Raw genomic sequence first — 16,784 nt, forward strand, 5'->3', positions numbered from 1 at the left:
GTCAGGGTGCGCCTGCGTGCCGGTGGGCCGAGGGCGTTTTGCCGTATTTCCTGCGGAAGGCGCGGGTGAAGGCGCCGCGGGTTTCGAAGCCGCAGGCGATGGCGACAGCTGGGAGTATTTCGGCACCACCAGTATGGCGGCTTCATAAGGCGGGTGCGCATGTGCCATGCGGATTCCCGGGTTAAACGAACGCGGCATGTAGGATTTTGTCAGTTGGCACGTCGTCTATGGCGGTTTCTGCGCCATGCTTGGCGGAAAAATCAATCTCCATTACGTCCCGCCATGATGGAGGAGCCAGGCCATGCCCCAGCCCGAAACCAGCCCGGACCGCCTCGGCGACAGGGATCTGCGGGCGCTGCCTTCCAAGTATTATGTCAGCGAAGGCGTGTTTCAGCGGGAGAAGGAGCTGCTGTTCTTTCGAACTTGGCAGTACGCCTGCCACAGCAGCGAAGTTGAAAACCCGGGCGACTATGTTGCCACCGATATCCTGGGCCAGAATGTTTTTGTGGTCCGCGATCAGGATGGCGAAATCCGCGCCTTCCGCAATGTCTGCCCGCACCGCAGCCACAAGCTGGTGGAGGGCAGGGGCCATACCACGGTTCTGGTCTGCCCGTATCACCAGTGGAGTTTTTCGCTGGACGGCGGTCTGAGGCGGCTGCGCAAGACGCCGGACAGCCAGGCGCCTGCGGCCGGCAGGGTTTGCCTGACACCGGTGCGCTGCGACCGGATGCTGGGGTTTGTCTTCATCAACCTGGATGACGATGCGGCCTCTATTGCCGAGACTTGGCCGGGGGTGGAGGCGCATATCCTGGAAACCTGCCCGGAGGTGATGAGCTACAAGCTGGCGGAGGGCGCCTCGGCCGTGCCGCCTGCGGATGTCGATTGCAACTGGAGGATCCAGGTCGACAATTACCTGGAATGCCAGCACTGCCGCCACGGGCATGAAAACTTTGCCGACATGCTGGACATCTGCAACCAGAACTACACGCTGGGTGCAAACCACGCTTACTACTTCTTCCTTTCGGCCGGGAAAGCGGACAACAAAGCCTATCCGCTGGATCCGGAGCACGATGTGATGGATCTGCACTTCTGGTTCCTGTTCCCCAACATCGGCTTTGGCCAGTTCTCCGGCCCCGGCAACCTGAGCCTGTTTCAGTGGCTGCCGGTTCATACCGGGAGCGGCATCCGGGTGAATGCCTCGCTGGAACCGGCCGAACCCACTGATCCAGGCATGAAGGTGCGCCAGGCGCTGCGCACCAAATGGGGCGAGGAGGTTCTGCAGCCCGAAGACCTCGCCTTTATGCGGTCGGTTCAGGTGGGAATGCATCAGCACACATTCGACCAAGGCTGGTACATCGTCGACCGCGAAAGCCAGGAGTTCTCCGAGGCGATGATCCGCCATTTCCACCAGCTTTATCAGGCGCGGATGGCAGCGCCTGAGCCGAGCGCCAATTAAGGAGCCCGCCATGAACACGCCACAGTCCCATGCCGCTTTCAGCAATGCGCCCGATGCCGATCTGCAGAGCTCCTTTGTGCTGCCGGCCTGGACCTATACCGACCCGGAGATCTACGGGCGGGAGAAGCGCGAGATCTTCTACCGCACCTGGCATTACGCCGGGCACCGCTCCCAGCTGGCGGAGCCGGGCAGCTATGTCACGGCCGTTATTGCCGATGAGGAAGTGGTTGTTGTGCGCGGCCGTGAAGGGGTGCTGCGCGGCTTTTTCAACGTTTGCCAGCACCGGGCGCATCCCTTGTTGAAGGGCGCTGGTCAGACCAAGCTGATCGTCTGCCCCTATCATTTCTGGACCTATGATCTGGACGGGTCATTGCGCGGGGTGAAGAAAGGCAGCGGCATGTCCTGCTTTGACAAGGGCAGTGCCCAACTGACGCCAGTTGCGGTGGAGGAGTTCTGCGGGCTGGTCTTTGTCAATCTGGATGCGGACGCGCAAGGCCTCGCCGAACAGGTGCCCGGGCTGGAGAAGGACATCCGCCGCCTGATCCCGCGCTATGATGAGCAGGTGCCGATGCAGGAAATGGCGATGTTCGACGGCGACCTGAAAGCGGGCTGGAAGGTGACCATCGACAATATCCTGGAATGCAACCACTGCACCAATGCGCAACCCGGCTCTGGCGGATCTGATCAACATGGAGAGCTACCGGAACGACACCTTCGGGATCTGGTCGCGCCAGTACGGGCCGGAGATCAGGATTGAGAATTCGGCTTATCCGGTGACCGGCGACTCGCCGGTTCAATACAGTGCCTTTTGGTACATCTGGCCCTCCACTGCGATCCTGCTGAACCCCGGCGAGGCGCAGATGGATGTCTGCACCATGATGCCGACGGGGCTGGAGACCTCGACCTTCCGCGGCATGCATTTCTCGCCCGGGGGCGAGCCGCTGGATGCGGCGCGGATCACCTATATGAACGAAGTGCTGGGGCCCGAGGACACCAGCCTGTGCGAGATGACCCAGAAGGGGCTGAAGTCCATGGGTTACCGGCAGGGGCGGATCGTGGCGGACTGCAATGGTGATGGCACGCTGGAGCAGGGTGTGCACCACTTTCATACACTCGTGTGGTCGGCGCTGTTCGGCGATCAGCCCGCAGACTGACCGGGGCAAGGAAAGCGTTCTGCTGAACCTGCGCTAGTCAGTGGGACGGGCGGCGCTGGACCGGAAAATCGCCTGCGTGGCGCTGAAAGCTCTCAATCCGCGGCTGATCCTTGTGCAGCCCGGCCCGATCCCTGCCGGGCGGCTGTGATTTGCGGTAAAACGGGAAGAGCCGGAGGGCTCCGGCCCGTTATCCTGATGCCTCCTGCCCAGGCTGGAACAGCTCCAGGACATTGAAATCCGGCTGGGGCTTGGCCGGGGCCAGCAGCAAGTCTGCCAATACCCCGCGCTGCCGGGAGGTCAGAACACCGGAGGTGTAAAGCTCCATCTTCCCGGCCAGCTCCTGGTCGCTTAGCGGGGCATCATAGTTGCCGCGGGCGGCTTTGAATTCGGAGGTGAAGCGGCGGCCGTCGCGCAGCGTCAGCGACACTGAGGCGTAGCGTTCGTCCGGAAAGGCTGCATTGCAGTCGCTGGATTCCTCAAACTCAACCAGATCCGCCAGCCGCCAGGTTTCCGCTGTGCTGTATTGTTCGGGCAGCAGGTGCCCGGGCAGGATAGTGCCGTGCTGAAGCGCCAGCGCAACAGCAAGCGGCAGGCTGTATTGCGCGGCGTCGCCGTCCAGGGGGCGGCGCACCGACAGCCGGGTTGCTTCGTGGAAAGTCGTGACGGTGATGCCGGTGATGTCTGCTGGAAGGATGTCCTCGGCACGCAGAAGGGAGAGTGCGGCCTCAACGGGCGGGTGGGCCCAGCGGCACACCGGGTAGGCCTTGAAGTTGCTTTCAAGAATACGCCAGCGGCGGCCCAGATCGCTCCAGATATCTGCAACCTCGGCCGCTTCGACGGTCAGCGCCGGAGCGCCGGTGAAACCGTCCTCTGCCAGATCGGCGGCTGAAATCCCGGTCAGGGCGCCCCAGCTGCTGCTGTCCTTGACCATGGCCGGGTGGTCAATGCAGCGCATCATCGGGGCCCGCGGGCCATAGTATTCGGCGATACCAAGCGCCTCGCGGGTTTGTGCCGGCGGCAACCCGCGCAAACGGCTGGCAATGGCGGCGCAGCCAAGCGCGTTCCAAGCCCCGGAGGAATGATAGTCCGGGGCCGTGGCATGGAGCGACAGGGCTGCGCGAAGGGCGATTTCCTCGCCCGCGATCAGATGGCACAGGAATGCGTCCAGCGTGCAGCTGCGGTCTCCGAGTTCGGCAATCAGGGCGGGCACCAGCGCAACGCTGGCATGGCCTTTGCAGGATTGATGCCCGTCGTGGGCATCCAGCGCATCAATGCTTGCAGCACCGGCAAAGGCGAAGCCTGCCGGATTGACAGGCCGGCCGTCGAACGGCAGCGGCAACCGGCCCGGATAGCGCCGCGCGGCATGGTTGCGCGCGATGCGGGCGGGGGCGGTGGCAGCCCCCGCAGCCCAAACTGACAAAGTGTCCGCCAGGCAGCGCCTGGCCATGCGGAGCACCTCTGCGGGGAGATCTGCAGGGGTCAGGCCGTGGATGAACTCCGGTGCCGGAATGCGCTTGGCCATTAGGGAACCTCTAGAACGATTTTGCCGGTATGGCCCTTTTTGCCAAAATCCTCCTGGGCCTTGTCAATGTCTTTCAGGGCATGCACCGCGGCGACCAGCGGTTTGATTTCGCCGCGTTCGATCCGGCCTACCAGGTTGCCAAAGACTTCGGGCTCCAGAACAGTGCAGCCAAAGAAGCTCAGATCCTTGAGGTAAAGGGTCCGCACGTCCAGCTCGACCATCGGGCCGCCGATGGCGCCGGCCACAGCGTAGCGGGCGCCGGGGCGCATCACGTCCAGAAGGGCAGGCCAATTCGGTCCGGCGACAAGGTCAATCACCACGTCGACGCTGTTTGCACCGAGCCCGGCGAGCAGGTCATCGTCCCGGCCAAAGGTGCGCGCCGCGCCCAATTCGCGCAGGGTTGCGGATTTTGCCGGGCTGGTCACCGCGGCAACAGTGGCCCCGCGCGCCCGGGCCAGCTGGACTGCCGCCGAGCCTACGCCGCCTGATGCGCCGGTGACCAGAACGGTGTCGCCGTGCTTGACCTGCGCGCGGGTCAGCATGTTTTCCGCCGTCGAATAGGAGCAGGGGAAGGAGGCCAGCTCAATATCCGACAATGTGCTGCGGACAGGGTGGGCATGGCGGCTGGCAACCCGGGCAAACTGTGCAAAGCCGCCGTCGCATTCGGACCCGAAATACCAGGGAGCGGCCAGTTCCGCGCCGTCCGCTTCGCGGATGCAGGGCTCGATCAGGACGCGCTCGCCAATTCTGCCGGGGCTGACATCTGCGCCGACGGCGGCGATCTCGCCGCAAACGTCCGCCCCTTGAATGCGCGGAAACTGCAGCGGGTTGCCGGACCACGAAGCGTCTTCGGCCTGGTTGCCGCCCTTGGAATACCAGGCTGTCCTTGTGTTGATGTCGGTGTTGTTCACAGCTGCGGCGCGCACCCGCACAATCACATCCTTCGGACCTGGTTGCGGGACCGGCAAATCATCGCGCCATTCCAGCTTCTCCGGTCCGCCGTGCCCGGTCAGCACGACGCCGCTCATCCTGCTATCCATCATCGTCCTCCGTCGTCAGTTGTAGAATCATCATTCTACTTGTGTGAGTAGAATGTTTATTCTACACGGTCAAGCATGACGGATACCGCCACGAAAATTGCTGCGGGGCTGGAACAGGCCTTTGTTGAATTCGGATTTGCCGAGCCGCCGGTGGAAGCGCTCAGAGAAGCTGCCGGGGTCAGCATGCGCACGCTGTATAAGTACACGCCGTCGCGCAGCGAGATGGTGCTGAGCGCATTGGAGCACCGTCACCGGCGGTATTTGCATCACGTTTTTGACGGGCTGCCCGGCAGCAAGGCAGAGGCACTGGATGAGATCATCGCCAGGATTGCGCAATGGATGGCCCAGGAGGCGCCCCGCGGGTGCCTGTTTCATGCCGCCGTTGCAGCCGCCCCGCAGGACGCGCGTCTCCGGGAGCTTTTAAAGCGGCATAAAGGCGAAGTTGCCGCCCGCGCCGCAAAGGCCGCCGGAGCCGAGGACCGGGAAATGGATCTTTCGCTGATCTTCGAGGGGCTGACCCAAAGCTGGCCGCTGCACGGGAGCGCAGCAGCCGGCTGCGCCCGGCGCCTGGCGGGCGGCCTTTGCCCGGGGTGAGGAAGCCGACTGAAGGCGGCTGAGATGGCCAGGGGCGCCGTGAGGCTTGCGGTGCCGGTCTATCCGCCCCAGGTATCCGACAGGGTGAACCCCTGCTGGAAGGGGTCCGTGGGGTCGAGGCCGATCTGGCTGATGCCGTAGATCCAGCATTGGCCCGACACGCGGTTTTGGGTGGCGGTGTAGGGGCCGGCACGGGTTTCGCGGAGGAATTCGGTTGTGAACTCACCGCCGATGATAGAGCGCGTCAGCGTTAGCGCGCCGGGCTGCACCAGCCCGCGGGCGTGGCGCGCGGCCATATTGGCGTTGGAGCCGGTGCCGCAGGGGGAGCGGTCGGCGCGGCCCGGGCGCAGGGTGGTGCAGGTGCGGATGGCGCCGTCCGGCTCGGGGCTGCGGAACATCACATAGGCGAGGCCATTCAGCGCCGGGGTGGTGGTATGCAGCACCTCGGTGCGCCCGGCGATCAGGTTGCGCAGGGCAACGCCGGTCATGGCCAGCTCGCGGGCGTTTTCCGGCGTGATGGCGAGGCCCAGCTGATCGGCATCCACCAGCGCGTAGAACACGCCGCCGAAGCAGAGGTCATAGGTGATGCGGCCCCACTCCGGGGTGTCGATCACCGCGTCTTTGGCAGCCACGAAAGCGGGCGGCATATCGAGGGTGACTCGGGTGACCTTGCCGTCTTGGCAGGCGGCTGTGGCGCGGACCAGGCCTGCAGCGGTGTCGAGCACCACTTCGGTTTCCGGCTCCTGCATGGGTTTCATGCCGGTTTCCAGGATCGCAGTCACTGCGCACATGGCGTTGGAACCGGACATGGCATGGGCCTGATCCGGCTGAAGCACGATGAAGCCGGTGTCGGCCTCGGGCGTGGTGGCGGGGGGGAGCAGCACGACGGAGCCTGCTGGCCCCGAGCGCGGCTCGGAACACAGGAGGCGGCGGAGGCTGTCGTCCTGGGTATTCAGGTAATCCAGCTTGTCCGCCATCGTGGTGCCGGGAATGTCCAGCAGGCCGCCGGTCACGACGCGGCCGATTTCGCCAGCGCAATGCACATCGACGGTCTGCAGGGTACGGGTCCAGCGCATGAGGATCTCCTGTCAGGCGACGGCTTGGGCGCCGGTGATTTCGACAACGGAGCCGCAGAGGTAGCCGGCCTCGTCCGAGGCGAGGAAGGCGATCAGCGCGGCGATTTCCTCGGGTTCGCCGATGCGGCCATAGGGCACCAGCGCGTTGAGGTCGTTGAGGCTGCGCCCGGAGCGGGCGAGGTTGCTTTCCAGCATTGGGGTGCGGACTTCGCCCGGGGCGACGCCATTCACCCGGATCTTGTCCGGCGCATAGTCGCGGGCGAGGTTTTCCGTGAAGGCCACAACCGCAGCCTTGGTGGTGTTATAGGCGATGTGGCCGGGTGCGGGGTGCAGCCCCCATTGCGAGGCGGTGTTGACGATGGCGCCGCCGCCCTGGGCCTGCATCACCGGGACCACCGCCTGGCACATGTGGAAGAGCGCGTCGATGTTGACCTGGAAGGAGAGGCTCCAGTCCTCGGGGGTGAGCTCCATAAGCGCGCCGCGGCGCATCAGGCCCGCGTTGTTGCACAGCACGTCGATGCTGTGGCCTTTGGCGGTGAGGGCGGAGACAAAGCTGCGGATGGCTTGCGGGTCGGTCAAGTCGACGGCGCTGAAGTCTGCCTGGCCGCCATCGATGCGGATCGTTGCGGCCAGGTCCTCTGCGGCTCCAGCGTTGGTGTCTACGATCCAGACGTGGGCGCCCTCAGCGGCGAGGCGGCGGCAGATTGCAGCGCCGATGCCGCCGGCGCCGCCGGTGACGACTGCTGTCTTGTTTTCGAACCGGTTCATTCGGTTACCTCATCTGGCTGGCGCCGTTCACGTCGAGAACGGCTCCGGAAAGGGACGATTGCGACGGGCGCAGGGCAAAGGCGGTTAGTTCTGCTATTTCATTGGGTTCGGCCATGCGGCCGATGGGGATGCCCGAGAGTGCCGCCGCCTCGCCATGTTTGGCGATATAGGCCTCGGACATTTCCGTGCGGACCCAGCCAGGCGCCAGTGCGGTGGCGGTGATGTTGTCCGCTCCGAAACCGCCCGCGATGCTTTGCGTCAGGTTGACCAGCGCCGCCTTGGTGGCGCCATAAGACATCGCTTCGGCCCGGTAGCCGCCCTGCGCCGCGCGGGAGGCCATGTTGACGATCCGGCCGCCGCCACGGGCGCGGAAATGGGGGATGGCGGCGCGGCACAGATCTGCGGCGGCCAGCAGGTTCACCTGCACATCGCGCGCCCAGGTCGCCTGCCATTGGTCCAGCGGGTCATCCACCGAGGAGGGTGACAGGATGCCGGCATTGTTGATCAGCGCATGGATGCGGCCTGCTGCGGCTTCCGCCTCAGCCCAGAGGCGGGAGGGGGCGGCCGGGTCGCTGAGATCGGCCGCGAAGCACATGGCGCCGTTGCCGATCTCCGCCGCCAAGGCCTCTGCCGTCTCGCGGTTGCGGCCGTAATGGAGCAGCACCCGGGCGCCCTCGCGGGCGAGCTCCCGGGCGATGGCGGCGCCGATGGTGCCGGTGGCGCCGGTCAGCAGTACGGTTTGCCCTGTCAGGTGCGCCATGGCTCAGCCTTTCAGATACCAGCCCCAGGGTTTGGAGCGGTTGTAGGTAGTAATCTGCTTGGTCTCCAAGTAGTTGTTTAGCCCCCACTCGCCCAGCTCGCGGCCGATGCCGGATTGTTTGTAGCCGCCCCAGGGCGCTTCGGTGAACGTGGGCTGCGAGCAGTTGACCCAGACGATCCCGGCGCGGAAGGCGCGGGCAACGCGGTTGGCGCGCTCGAGATCGTTGGACATAACGGCTGCGCCGAGGCCGAAGCGGGAGTCGTTGGCCAGCGTTATAGCTTCCTCTTCGGTTTTGAAGGGGCGGATGCAGACGACGGGGCCGAAGATTTCTTCGTTCCAGATCCAAGCGTCAGTGGGGACGTCGGCAAAGATGGTGGGTTCGACATAGCAGCCGTGCTCCAATCCCTCCGGCACGCCGCCGCCGCAGACCAGGCGGGCGCCTTCGGATTTGCCGCGGGCGATGGCGGCGAGGACTTTTTCGTGCTGGCCCTGGCTGACGAGGGGGCCGAGCAGTACGCCGTCCTCCAGCCCGTGGCCGATTTTGATCTTCTGCGCCTCTTGCTGAAGCCTGGCCAGCAGGGGTTCGTAGAGACTCTCTTCGATCAGCACGCGGGAGGTGGCGGAGCAGACCTCGCCCTGGTTCCAGAAGATGCCGAACATGATCCATTCGACGGCTTCGTCGATATCCGCGTCGCCAAAGACCACCATCGGGGACTTGCCGCCAAGCTCCAGGCTGACGGTTTTGATCTCCTGCGCGGCTGTGGCCATGATGCGGGCGCCGGTGGGGACAGAGCCGGTGAAAGCGAGCTTGTCGACGCCCGGGTGCTCGGTGAGCGGCTGCCCGGCCTCAGGGCCGAAACCGGTGACGATGTTGAGGACGCCTGCGGGCAGGCCTGCGGCGGTGGCGATAGTGCCGAGTTCCAGCGCGGTGAGCGGGGTGAGCTCCGAGGGCTTCAGCACCATGCAGCAGCCCGCGGCGAGGGCCGGGGCGACCTTCCAGGAGGCCATCAGCATCGGGAAGTTCCAGGGGATGATGGCACCTGCCACTCCGACAGGCTCTTTTACCGCCTTGGAGGTGAACTCCGCCATCGGCAGTTCGATGTCCTGTTCGGCGCTGTTGGCAAGACGCTCGGCCAGATCGGCGTAGAAGTGAAAGCAGCCCGCGGTGTCCTCGATGTCCCAGACTGCCTCGGGCAGGGGTTTGCCGTTGTCGCGGACTTCCAGACGCGCCAGTTCGTCGGTGCGGCGGGTGATCTCATCCCCCATCCTGCGCAGGATGGCGGCGCGCTCGGCCCCGGTCATCCGCGGCCAGATGCCGGTGTCAAAGGCGGCGCGGGCGGCCTGAACGGCGGCGCCGATGTCGGCGGCATTGCCGCGGGCCACCTGGTGAAATGTCTCGCGGTTGGAAGGGTCCACCACATCGAACAGGGCGCCGGATGCGGAGGCGGCCCATTTGCCGTTGATGAAGAGTTTGTTTTGCATGGTTGTTCTCCGGTGCCGGCCGGTGCCCGGCAAATGTTTAGAAACGATCGGCCCTGTAGGCGTGCATGTCGATGTTGGGCTGGCGCCCGGCAGCGAGGCTGCGCACCAGTTTGCCGGTGGTGGCGCTGAGAGTGAGGCCGAGCTGGCCGTGGCCGGTGGCCAGGATCACGTTGGCAGCACCCGGAGCCCGGCCGATGATGGGCTTGGTGTCCGGGGTCAGCGGGCGGCGGCCGATGCGGCGCTCGGCGGGCTCGGTGTGCAGGCCGGGCAGAACGCGCTTGGCCTTCTCCACAAGGATTTCGGCGCGTTTCCAGTTTGGCTGGGCATCAAGGCCAGCAAATTCGATGCTGCCCGCGACGGCCAGCCCGCTTTCATAAGGCGTGATGCCGAAGCCGCCCTTGGCGTAGACCATGGCGTGGGTCACATCGACGCCAGGGGCCGTGAGGCTGGTCTGGTAGCCGATGACGCCCTGCATCTGGATCGAAACGCCCAGGTCGCGGGCCAGGTCTTTGGACCAGGCGCCGGCGGCCAGGACGTATTGGTCGCCGGTGACGGTCTCGCCGCTGTCGGTGCGCACGCCTGCGGCGCCGCTGCCGTTGCGCAGGAAACTGGTGGCGCGGGCGGGTTTCACGGTACCGCCGCGGGTGGTGAAAACGCGGTGCAGCTCGGTCACGAACCGCTTGGTGTCCACCACCGAGCGCCAATCGAGGAACACCGTGGCGCAGGCGAAATCACCGGCAATTGAAGGCTCCATTTCCTTGGCCTCGCCGCCGCTGATCTCGTCAATCTGGAAGCCGAGCGCGCGGCGCATGTCGTGGAAATCGCGCTCGTGGGCGAGCTCTTCGGTACTGTCGTAGAGCTCCATCACCGGGGTCGGGCGCAGCAGGTCCGAGAGCCCATAGCGCGCCAGCATGGACTGCAGGTCGGCGAGCGACGGCAGGGTGAGCGCGGCGATGTCGGCGCTGATCGCCCGGATCCGGCTGGCGCGGGCGTTGGCGGCAAAGCGCAGGAACCAGGGCAGCACCCCGAGCGCGGATGAGGCACGCAAGGTCAGCGGCCCCAGCGGGTCCAGCAGCCAGCCCGGTGCCTTCATCATGATGCCGGGTTTAGAGAGCGGGATCACCTCGCTGACGGCGATGGATCCGCAGGAGGCCCAGCTGGCGCCTTCACCGATGGGGCCGGGTTCCAGCACGGTGACGCGGTGGCCGTCGTCCTGCAGCTCCAATGCGCAGGCGATGCCGACAACGCCGCCGCCGATGACCACGATATGGCTCATGTCTGTCTTGTCCTAAAAAGCCCGGAAACGGCGCGCCTGCGCCGCCTCCGGTCAGGGAGAGAGGTTACCAGTTCAGGATCGGTTCCATCGCGGCGCGGAATTCGGTCTTTTCCTGATCCGTGAGCGAGCCCAGCGGGGCGCGGCATTCGCCGACAGGCAGGCCCTGCAGCTCGCAGCCGTATTTGATCTTCTGCACGAACTTGCCGGATTCCAGGATGTTCATGGCGCGGTAGAGCGTCTTCATCATCTCTTTCGCCTTATCCAGGTCGCCCGCCTTGTAGGTGCGGTCCAGGTCGCAGCAGGCCTTGGCCATGCAGTTGGACGGGCCGCAAATCCAGCTGTCCGCGCCCCAGAACATGAAGTCCAGCGCAATGTCGTCGGAGCCGGAGACCAGCTGGATTTTGCCTTCGTAGCGCGAGGCGATGTCGATCGCGCGCTGCAGCACGCCGGAGCTTTCCTTGATGCCGATGACGCGGGGATTGTCGGCGAAGTGGTCCATCAGCTCGAAGCTGATGTCATTGCCGTCCTTCAGCGGGTAGGAGTAGAGCACCAGGTTCACGTCGACTTCGGCCAGCACGGTCTCATAGTGCTTGATCAGCTCATCCTGGGTCGGGCGGGTGTAAAAGGGCGGCGCCAGCAGCACGTTGTCATAGCCGATGTCCTTGGCCATGGCAGTCTGCTCGATCACTTCGCGGGTGGCGGGCGCGTTGGTGCCTGCGATCAGGATCTCGTCATCGTTGGCGAATTCCTTGACGAACTGCAGCACCTGGCGGCGTTCCTCAGTGGACTGGCTGAAGTATTCGCCGGTGGAGCCGTTGGGCACCCAGCCGGTCACGCCTGCTTCACGGAAATGGGTCAGCAGTTTTTCGAAGGCACCGAAGTCGACGCTGCCGTCGGCGCTGAAGGGGGTCACGAGAGCGGGCATGACGCCCGAGAGTTTGACGTTGTAGCTCATGAGGAGGTCCTTTTGGTGTTGTAGGGGAGGTAGCCGCGCTGTTCGACTTCGGGAAAGGCGTCGCCGCGGCGGACATAGTTGGTGTTCTGGGTGAGAGGGCGCGGGGTGAAATCCCAGATTTCCTCGCGGCCCGTAGAGAGGGCGTTGTCGATCAGTTTGCGCGCAACCTGGCTGGCGATGACGTCATCCAGCAGGGTGTCGAGCGGCCAGGTCTGTTCGGCAAGTTCGGTCAGGCGGGCCTCGTCCGCATCGCCTTGGCCTGCCAGGTTGACCTGCTCCAGCGGGTCGGCGGCGAGGTCATAGAGCTGCGGCGGGTAGGCGCGGGAGATCACCAGCTTCTTGTCGCCGTCGCGGACGCAGACACGCGGGGCGGAGGTGCCGCCGTCGATGTGTTCGGCAAAAACGGGGCCGATCAGGGCCTCGCTCCGCAGGGCGGGCATCAGGCTGCGGCCGTCCAAGGGCGTCTTGATGGCCTCGCCCCGGATGCCGCCGATGTCGAGGAGGGTCGGGAAGATATCCAGCAGCGAGGCCGGTGCCGCGACCCGGCCGGGGGCGTGCCCTGGATGGGCGATGATCAGCGGTACCTGAATGGCCGGGTTGAACAGGGTCTTTTTGAACCACATGCCGCGCTCGCCGATCATGTCGCCATGGTCGGAGGCAAAGAGCACCACGGTGTTGTCTGCATAGCCGCTCTCGTCCAGCGCCTGCATCAGGCGGCCGAACAGGTCATCGACGTAAGAAATCATCCCGTAATAGCCGCGCCGCGCGTTGCGGTAGTCCTGCTCGCTCAGCGCGCATTTGTCTTGGCCGTAGTGGTAGTAGAGCGACTGGCTGTGGGCGTCGCGCTGTTCCACCGGGATATGGGGCACCTGCGGGGCGTCGATAGTGTCTTCCGGGTGGCGGTCCCAGTATTCCTGGGTGGTCACATAGGGGTCATGCGGATGGGTCAGCGAGACCGTCATCATGAAGGGACGGGTGTCGTCGCTGCGCGCCCGGGTGTAGAGCTCGCGCACAGCGTGGTGGATGACGTCCTCGTCGTAGTCGATCTGCATCGACCGGGCAACGGGGCCTGCGTCGCGCACGGTGTCGATGGTGGAGACGCCGAAGGTATAGGCGCGCTCTTCGTCCTTGTTGTAGTCGCGGAAATCTGCGTCCGGGGTCCAGGACATGTCGGCCGGGTAGATCTCGGTCGTGAGGCGTTCCTCAAACCCGTGGTATTGGTCGGGGCCGACGAAGTGCATCTTGCCTGAGATACAGGTGTAATAGCCGTTTGCCCGCAGGTAATGGGCAAATGTCGGGGTGGAGGCGGTGAATTCGGCGCCGTTGTCATAGGCACCGATGCGCGAGGGCAGGCGGCCTGCCATCATTCCGAACCGAGATGGCGCGCAAAGCGGATAGGGGCAATAGGCGTTTTCGAACACCGTGCCGCGCGCCGCCAAAGCGTCGATGTTGGGGGTTTTGCAGGTGGTGCCGCCATAGGCGTTCAGCACAAATGAGGTGAGCTGATCGACCATGAACAGGATGATGTTGGGTTTTGTCATGCTTTGTCCAATTGCTTAGCAGTACCACGGTGAGCGTCTGCCCGGGCGGGTGCGGAACGCGCCCGCCGTGGGGCGGGCGACGCGTGCCCGCCGCTTGTGCGACGGGCAGGAATTCTGAGGAAACACGGCACTTCAATGCCCCAGAACCTGGCTGAGGAACGTTCGGGTGCGTTCGTTCTGCGGGTTGTCGAAGAACTGCTCGGGCGTGCCCTGTTCGACGATCTCACCATCGGCCATAAAGATCACCCGGTCGGCGACCTGCCGGGCAAAGCCCATCTCGTGGGTGACGCAGACCATGGTCATGCCGTCTTCGGCCAGCGACACCATCACGTCGAGCACCTCGGAAATCATCTCAGGGTCCAGGGCCGAGGTGGGTTCGTCAAACAGCATGATCTCGGGCTTCATGCAGAGCGCCCGTGCTATTGCGACCCGCTGCTGCTGGCCGCCCGACAGCTGGCCGGGGAATTTGTCGGCCTGCTCGGGGATCTTGACCTTGTGCAGGTATTCCATCGCCACCGCCTCGGCCTCTTCGCGCTTCTGCTTGCGCACCAGGATCGGGGCGAGGGTGCAGTTCTCCAGGATGGTCATGTGCGGGAACAGGTTGAAGTGCTGAAACACCATGCCGGTCTCGCGGCGGATCTCGTCGATGTGGTCGAGGTTGTCGTCCAGCTCGGTGCCCAGCACATTGATCGAGCCCGCGTGGTAATCCTCCAGCTTGTTGATGCAGCGGATCAGGGTGGACTTGCCGGAGCCGGAGGGGCCGCAGACGACGATTTTCTCGCCCTTGCGGATGTCCAGGTTGATGTTCTTCAGCGCGTGAAAGCTGCCGTAGTATTTGTCCATATCGGCGATGCGCACTGCGGTGTCGGTTGCGGGCATGGGTTCCTCCCTCAGCGGCTGGCAACGGCCAGGCGGCGTTCCAGATAGGCGCCGTAGCGGGACAGCGCGAAGACGAAGACAAAGAAGATGAGCGCGACGAAGCTGTAGACTTCGATATGGGCAAAGCTCCATTCGGCGGTGCCAAAGGCCGCATTGCCCGAGGCCATCACATCAAAGAAGCCGATGATCACAACCAGCGAGGTCTCCTTGAAGGTGATCACAAACTGGTTGATGGTCGGCGGCAGCGCGTTGCGGAAGGCCTGCGGCAGCACGATATAGCTGATGCGGTGCCAGTAAGACATGCCAAGCGCCTTGGCAGCCTCTTCCTGGCCGGCGGGCAGCGCCTGTATGCCGCCGCGGATGATCTCGGCCTGATAGCAGGCAAAGAACAGCGCGTAGCCGACGATGACGCGGTAGAGCTTGTCGCCGATCAGCCAGCCCGGCAGCACAAAGGGCAGCACGATGGCAAAGGTGAACATGATCGACAGCAAGGGCAGCGAGCGGATGGTGTCGATCACCAGCCCCATGGTGCGGGCGATCCACGGGAGCTCGGACCGGCGCAGCAGGGCAAAGACGATGGACAGCGGCATGCCGATGATGGCGACCGCGGCGAAGACGAAGATGGTCAGCGACAGGCCGCCCCAGCTTTGCGGCGGGATTTCTTTGAGCCCGAAATAACCGCCTGCCATCAGCACATAGAAAACGGCAAACCCTGTGAGCCACAGCACCGGCAGGCGCCTGGCGTTCCAGAACCAGGGCACGCAGGAGAGCGCGGTGACCAGCACGATGGCGGCGCAGGCGATGGCCGAGCGCCACTGTTCCTCAAACGGGTAGAGACCGAACAGGATCAGCCGCCAGCGCGCGTCGATCACCGACCAGCAGGCGCCGGCATCGTGGCCGCACAGCTCCTTGTCGGCGGCGCTGAACACGGCGTCCAGAACGGCCCAGTTCAGCAGGCTCCATAGGATCCACAGGGTAATGGCGCCGAAGAGGACCGACATGGCGGTATCCAGGCGGGTGGCGAAGTAGCGGGTGCGGACGTGATCCAGCAGGGTGGGGCGGTGATAGGTCTTGGCCATGGCGTGTGCTCCTTCAGATCCGCAGCTGCGTGCCTTTGAGCTTGATCGCGTCGTTCACGCGATTGAGCACCCAGGCCATGGTGTAATTGATCAGCAGGTAGCCCCCCATCAGGATTCCGATCAGCTCCAGCGTCTGGCCGGACTGGTTGATCGAGGTGGAGACCACCATGAAAAAGTCCGCGAACCCGATGGCGATACCGATGGTGGTGGCTTTGAACAGCCAGACGTACTGGTTGATCATCGTCGGCAGCACCACACGGATGGCCAGCGGCAAGCGGATGCGGCTGAAGATCTGCCAGCGGGTGAGGCCCAGGGCATGGCCGGCCTCGCTCTGGCCGCCGGGGATGGCGTTGAAGCCGGCTCGGATGATCTCGGCGATGTAAGCGGCGCCGTAGATCGAGATGGCGATGATGCAGGCCAGGAGTTCCGGTGAGATGCGGATGCCCTCGCGGTAGTTCAGCCCCTTGAGGTAGGGCATGTTGACCAGCGGGGTGTCCGGCAGGCGGCCGAGCCACATCGACAGGATGCCAAGGATGATGGCCCCCAGCCACAGGCTGCGGCGCAGCGTTTTCTTACGTGCCTTGCCCATCCGCGAAAAGCGGCGTGCGGCGCCGAGCCAGAGCGACAGGCCGAAGGCTGCGAGCAGGAACAGGAAGGCGAGGAAGACGGAGCCGCCGGAGACATTCAGTCCAGGCACAAAGATGCCGCGGCCGGTGAGGGCAATGGAATCCCAGACAAAGGGCGCCTGTTTCGGTTTCGGCAGCCCGATCAGCAGCGCATACCAGAAGAACAGTTGCAGCAGCAGCGGCACGTTGCGGAATATCTCGACAAAGGCGGTGCCCAACAGCTCGGCCATGCCGTTGCCGGAGGTGCGCATAACGCCTGCGGTGACGCCCAGAACGGTGGCGACGGTGAGGCCGATGGCGCCGACAAACATCGAGTTCAGCACGCCGACCAGGATGGCCCGCCAATAGGGGGAGGATGTGGAATAGTCGATCAGGGAGAAATTGATCTCCCAGCCGGTGGCGCGCTCCAGGAAGCCAAAGCCGGACGTCAGCCCCTGTGCCTCCAGATTGGTTTGCGCAGTCAGCACAAAGACCACGATCATGATGAACAGACCGCCGGTGAACCCAGCCTGCAGGCCTGCGTCGCGCACGGATTTGCTTCTGAGCAAAGCTGTCATAGTGTCTCCCCCCTTTGTT

Annotated in this window: 17 protein-coding genes; 4 read left to right on the forward strand and 13 right to left on the reverse strand. The window is 64.5% G+C overall.

Going from position 1 to position 16,784, the window contains the following annotated elements:
- Position 1: 1 nt before the first annotated feature.
- Positions 2-118, reverse strand: a complete 117-nt coding sequence (locus RA19_RS27775; protein ID WP_082020593.1) for a helix-turn-helix domain-containing protein — start codon at positions 116-118, stop codon at positions 2-4.
- Between the two features lie 183 nt (positions 119-301).
- On the opposite strand from RA19_RS27775, the gene RA19_RS17080 reads away from it, so the two are divergent.
- The 3 genes from RA19_RS17080 to RA19_RS25885 are packed head-to-tail and all read left to right on the forward strand — an operon-like array spanning position 302 to position 2,610.
- Complete coding sequence (locus RA19_RS17080; protein ID WP_039164789.1) at positions 302-1,456, forward strand: aromatic ring-hydroxylating oxygenase subunit alpha; 1,155 nt, start codon at positions 302-304, stop codon at positions 1,454-1,456.
- Positions 1,457-1,466: 10 nt separating this feature from the next.
- Positions 1,467-2,213: an aromatic ring-hydroxylating oxygenase subunit alpha gene (locus tag RA19_RS25880; protein WP_052261860.1), complete on the forward strand. Its 747-nt coding sequence runs from the start codon at positions 1,467-1,469 to the stop codon at positions 2,211-2,213.
- Complete coding sequence (locus RA19_RS25885; protein ID WP_193748291.1) at positions 2,146-2,610, forward strand: SRPBCC family protein; 465 nt, start codon at positions 2,146-2,148, stop codon at positions 2,608-2,610. The genes RA19_RS25880 and RA19_RS25885 overlap by 68 nt, the downstream gene beginning before the upstream one ends.
- Before the next feature lie 187 nt (positions 2,611-2,797).
- Here RA19_RS25885 and RA19_RS17090 read toward each other — a convergent pair whose 3' ends face one another.
- Complete coding sequence (locus RA19_RS17090; RefSeq protein WP_052261862.1) at positions 2,798-4,132, reverse strand: MmgE/PrpD family protein; 1,335 nt, start codon at positions 4,130-4,132, stop codon at positions 2,798-2,800.
- Positions 4,132-5,172 carry an alcohol dehydrogenase family protein gene (locus RA19_RS17095; protein WP_342586088.1) on the reverse strand — a complete coding sequence of 347 codons (1,041 nt, stop codon included), beginning with the start codon at positions 5,170-5,172 and terminating at the stop codon, positions 4,132-4,134. The genes RA19_RS17090 and RA19_RS17095 overlap by 1 nt, the downstream gene beginning before the upstream one ends.
- A 75-nt stretch (positions 5,173-5,247) precedes the next feature.
- Here RA19_RS17095 and RA19_RS17100 point away from each other — a divergent pair, with 75 nt between their 5' ends.
- Positions 5,248-5,766, forward strand: coding sequence for a TetR/AcrR family transcriptional regulator (locus RA19_RS17100; RefSeq protein ID WP_039164795.1), 519 nt, complete (start codon positions 5,248-5,250; stop codon positions 5,764-5,766).
- Positions 5,767-5,825: 59 nt separating this feature from the next.
- On the opposite strand, the gene RA19_RS17105 is transcribed toward RA19_RS17100, so the two are convergent.
- From RA19_RS17105 to RA19_RS17150, 10 genes are all read right to left on the reverse strand, one after another.
- Positions 5,826-6,842 carry a proline racemase family protein gene (locus tag RA19_RS17105; RefSeq protein WP_039164796.1) on the reverse strand — a complete coding sequence of 339 codons (1,017 nt, stop codon included), beginning with the start codon at positions 6,840-6,842 and terminating at the stop codon, positions 5,826-5,828.
- A 12-nt stretch (positions 6,843-6,854) separates the two neighbouring features.
- A complete protein-coding gene (locus RA19_RS17110) occupies positions 6,855-7,610 on the reverse strand; it encodes an SDR family NAD(P)-dependent oxidoreductase (RefSeq protein WP_039164798.1) in 756 nt (251 codons plus the stop codon).
- Positions 7,611-7,614: 4 nt separating this feature from the next.
- The gene (locus RA19_RS17115) at positions 7,615-8,370 is read right to left on the reverse strand and encodes an SDR family NAD(P)-dependent oxidoreductase (RefSeq protein WP_039164800.1); all 756 of its coding nucleotides are present in this window, start codon (positions 8,368-8,370) and stop codon (positions 7,615-7,617) included.
- Between the two features lie 3 nt (positions 8,371-8,373).
- On the reverse strand, positions 8,374-9,852 hold the full coding sequence (locus tag RA19_RS17120; RefSeq protein ID WP_039164802.1) for an aldehyde dehydrogenase family protein: 1,479 nt from the start codon (positions 9,850-9,852) through the stop codon (positions 8,374-8,376).
- 37 nt (positions 9,853-9,889) lie between these two features.
- Entirely contained in the window at positions 9,890-11,128 is a 1,239-nt protein-coding gene (locus RA19_RS17125) for an NAD(P)/FAD-dependent oxidoreductase (protein WP_039164804.1), read from the reverse strand.
- A 64-nt stretch (positions 11,129-11,192) separates the two neighbouring features.
- Complete coding sequence (gene dapA, locus RA19_RS17130) at positions 11,193-12,083, reverse strand: 4-hydroxy-tetrahydrodipicolinate synthase (RefSeq protein WP_039164807.1); 891 nt, start codon at positions 12,081-12,083, stop codon at positions 11,193-11,195.
- Positions 12,080-13,624 carry a choline-sulfatase gene (betC, locus tag RA19_RS17135; protein ID WP_052261863.1) on the reverse strand — a complete coding sequence of 515 codons (1,545 nt, stop codon included), beginning with the start codon at positions 13,622-13,624 and terminating at the stop codon, positions 12,080-12,082. Before betC ends, dapA begins: the two co-directional genes overlap by 4 nt.
- A 132-nt stretch (positions 13,625-13,756) precedes the next feature.
- Complete coding sequence (locus tag RA19_RS17140; protein WP_039164810.1) at positions 13,757-14,503, reverse strand: amino acid ABC transporter ATP-binding protein; 747 nt, start codon at positions 14,501-14,503, stop codon at positions 13,757-13,759.
- An 11-nt stretch (positions 14,504-14,514) separates the two neighbouring features.
- Positions 14,515-15,582 carry an amino acid ABC transporter permease gene (locus tag RA19_RS17145; protein WP_039164813.1) on the reverse strand — a complete coding sequence of 356 codons (1,068 nt, stop codon included), beginning with the start codon at positions 15,580-15,582 and terminating at the stop codon, positions 14,515-14,517.
- Positions 15,583-15,595: 13 nt separating this feature from the next.
- Positions 15,596-16,765 (reverse strand): amino acid ABC transporter permease, encoded by a 1,170-nt coding sequence (locus RA19_RS17150; RefSeq protein ID WP_039164815.1) that lies wholly within the window; start codon positions 16,763-16,765, stop codon positions 15,596-15,598.
- Positions 16,766-16,784: the final 19 nt, after the last annotated feature.

The organism is Leisingera sp. ANG-M1, assembly GCF_000813745.1.
GTDB lineage: Bacteria > Pseudomonadota > Alphaproteobacteria > Rhodobacterales > Rhodobacteraceae > Leisingera.

Coding starts and splice junctions, on each gene's coding strand:
- RA19_RS17080 (WP_039164789.1), top strand. CDS start 302: ATGCCCCAGCCCGAAACCAGCCCGGACCGCCTCGGCGACAGGGATCTG.
- RA19_RS25880 (WP_052261860.1), top strand. CDS start 1,467: ATGAACACGCCACAGTCCCATGCCGCTTTCAGCAATGCGCCCGATGCC.
- RA19_RS25885 (WP_193748291.1), top strand. CDS start 2,146: ATGGAGAGCTACCGGAACGACACCTTCGGGATCTGGTCGCGCCAGTAC.
- RA19_RS17090 (WP_052261862.1), bottom strand. CDS start 4,132: ATGGCCAAGCGCATTCCGGCACCGGAGTTCATCCACGGCCTGACCCCT.
- RA19_RS17095 (WP_342586088.1), bottom strand. CDS start 5,172: ATGGATAGCAGGATGAGCGGCGTCGTGCTGACCGGGCACGGCGGACCG.
- RA19_RS17100 (WP_039164795.1), top strand. CDS start 5,248: ATGACGGATACCGCCACGAAAATTGCTGCGGGGCTGGAACAGGCCTTT.
- RA19_RS17105 (WP_039164796.1), bottom strand. CDS start 6,842: ATGCGCTGGACCCGTACCCTGCAGACCGTCGATGTGCATTGCGCTGGC.
- RA19_RS17110 (WP_039164798.1), bottom strand. CDS start 7,610: ATGAACCGGTTCGAAAACAAGACAGCAGTCGTCACCGGCGGCGCCGGC.
- RA19_RS17115 (WP_039164800.1), bottom strand. CDS start 8,370: ATGGCGCACCTGACAGGGCAAACCGTACTGCTGACCGGCGCCACCGGC.
- RA19_RS17120 (WP_039164802.1), bottom strand. CDS start 9,852: ATGCAAAACAAACTCTTCATCAACGGCAAATGGGCCGCCTCCGCATCC.
- RA19_RS17125 (WP_039164804.1), bottom strand. CDS start 11,128: ATGAGCCATATCGTGGTCATCGGCGGCGGCGTTGTCGGCATCGCCTGC.
- dapA (WP_039164807.1), bottom strand. CDS start 12,083: ATGAGCTACAACGTCAAACTCTCGGGCGTCATGCCCGCTCTCGTGACC.
- betC (WP_052261863.1), bottom strand. CDS start 13,624: ATGACAAAACCCAACATCATCCTGTTCATGGTCGATCAGCTCACCTCA.
- RA19_RS17140 (WP_039164810.1), bottom strand. CDS start 14,503: ATGCCCGCAACCGACACCGCAGTGCGCATCGCCGATATGGACAAATAC.
- RA19_RS17145 (WP_039164813.1), bottom strand. CDS start 15,582: ATGGCCAAGACCTATCACCGCCCCACCCTGCTGGATCACGTCCGCACC.
- RA19_RS17150 (WP_039164815.1), bottom strand. CDS start 16,765: ATGACAGCTTTGCTCAGAAGCAAATCCGTGCGCGACGCAGGCCTGCAG.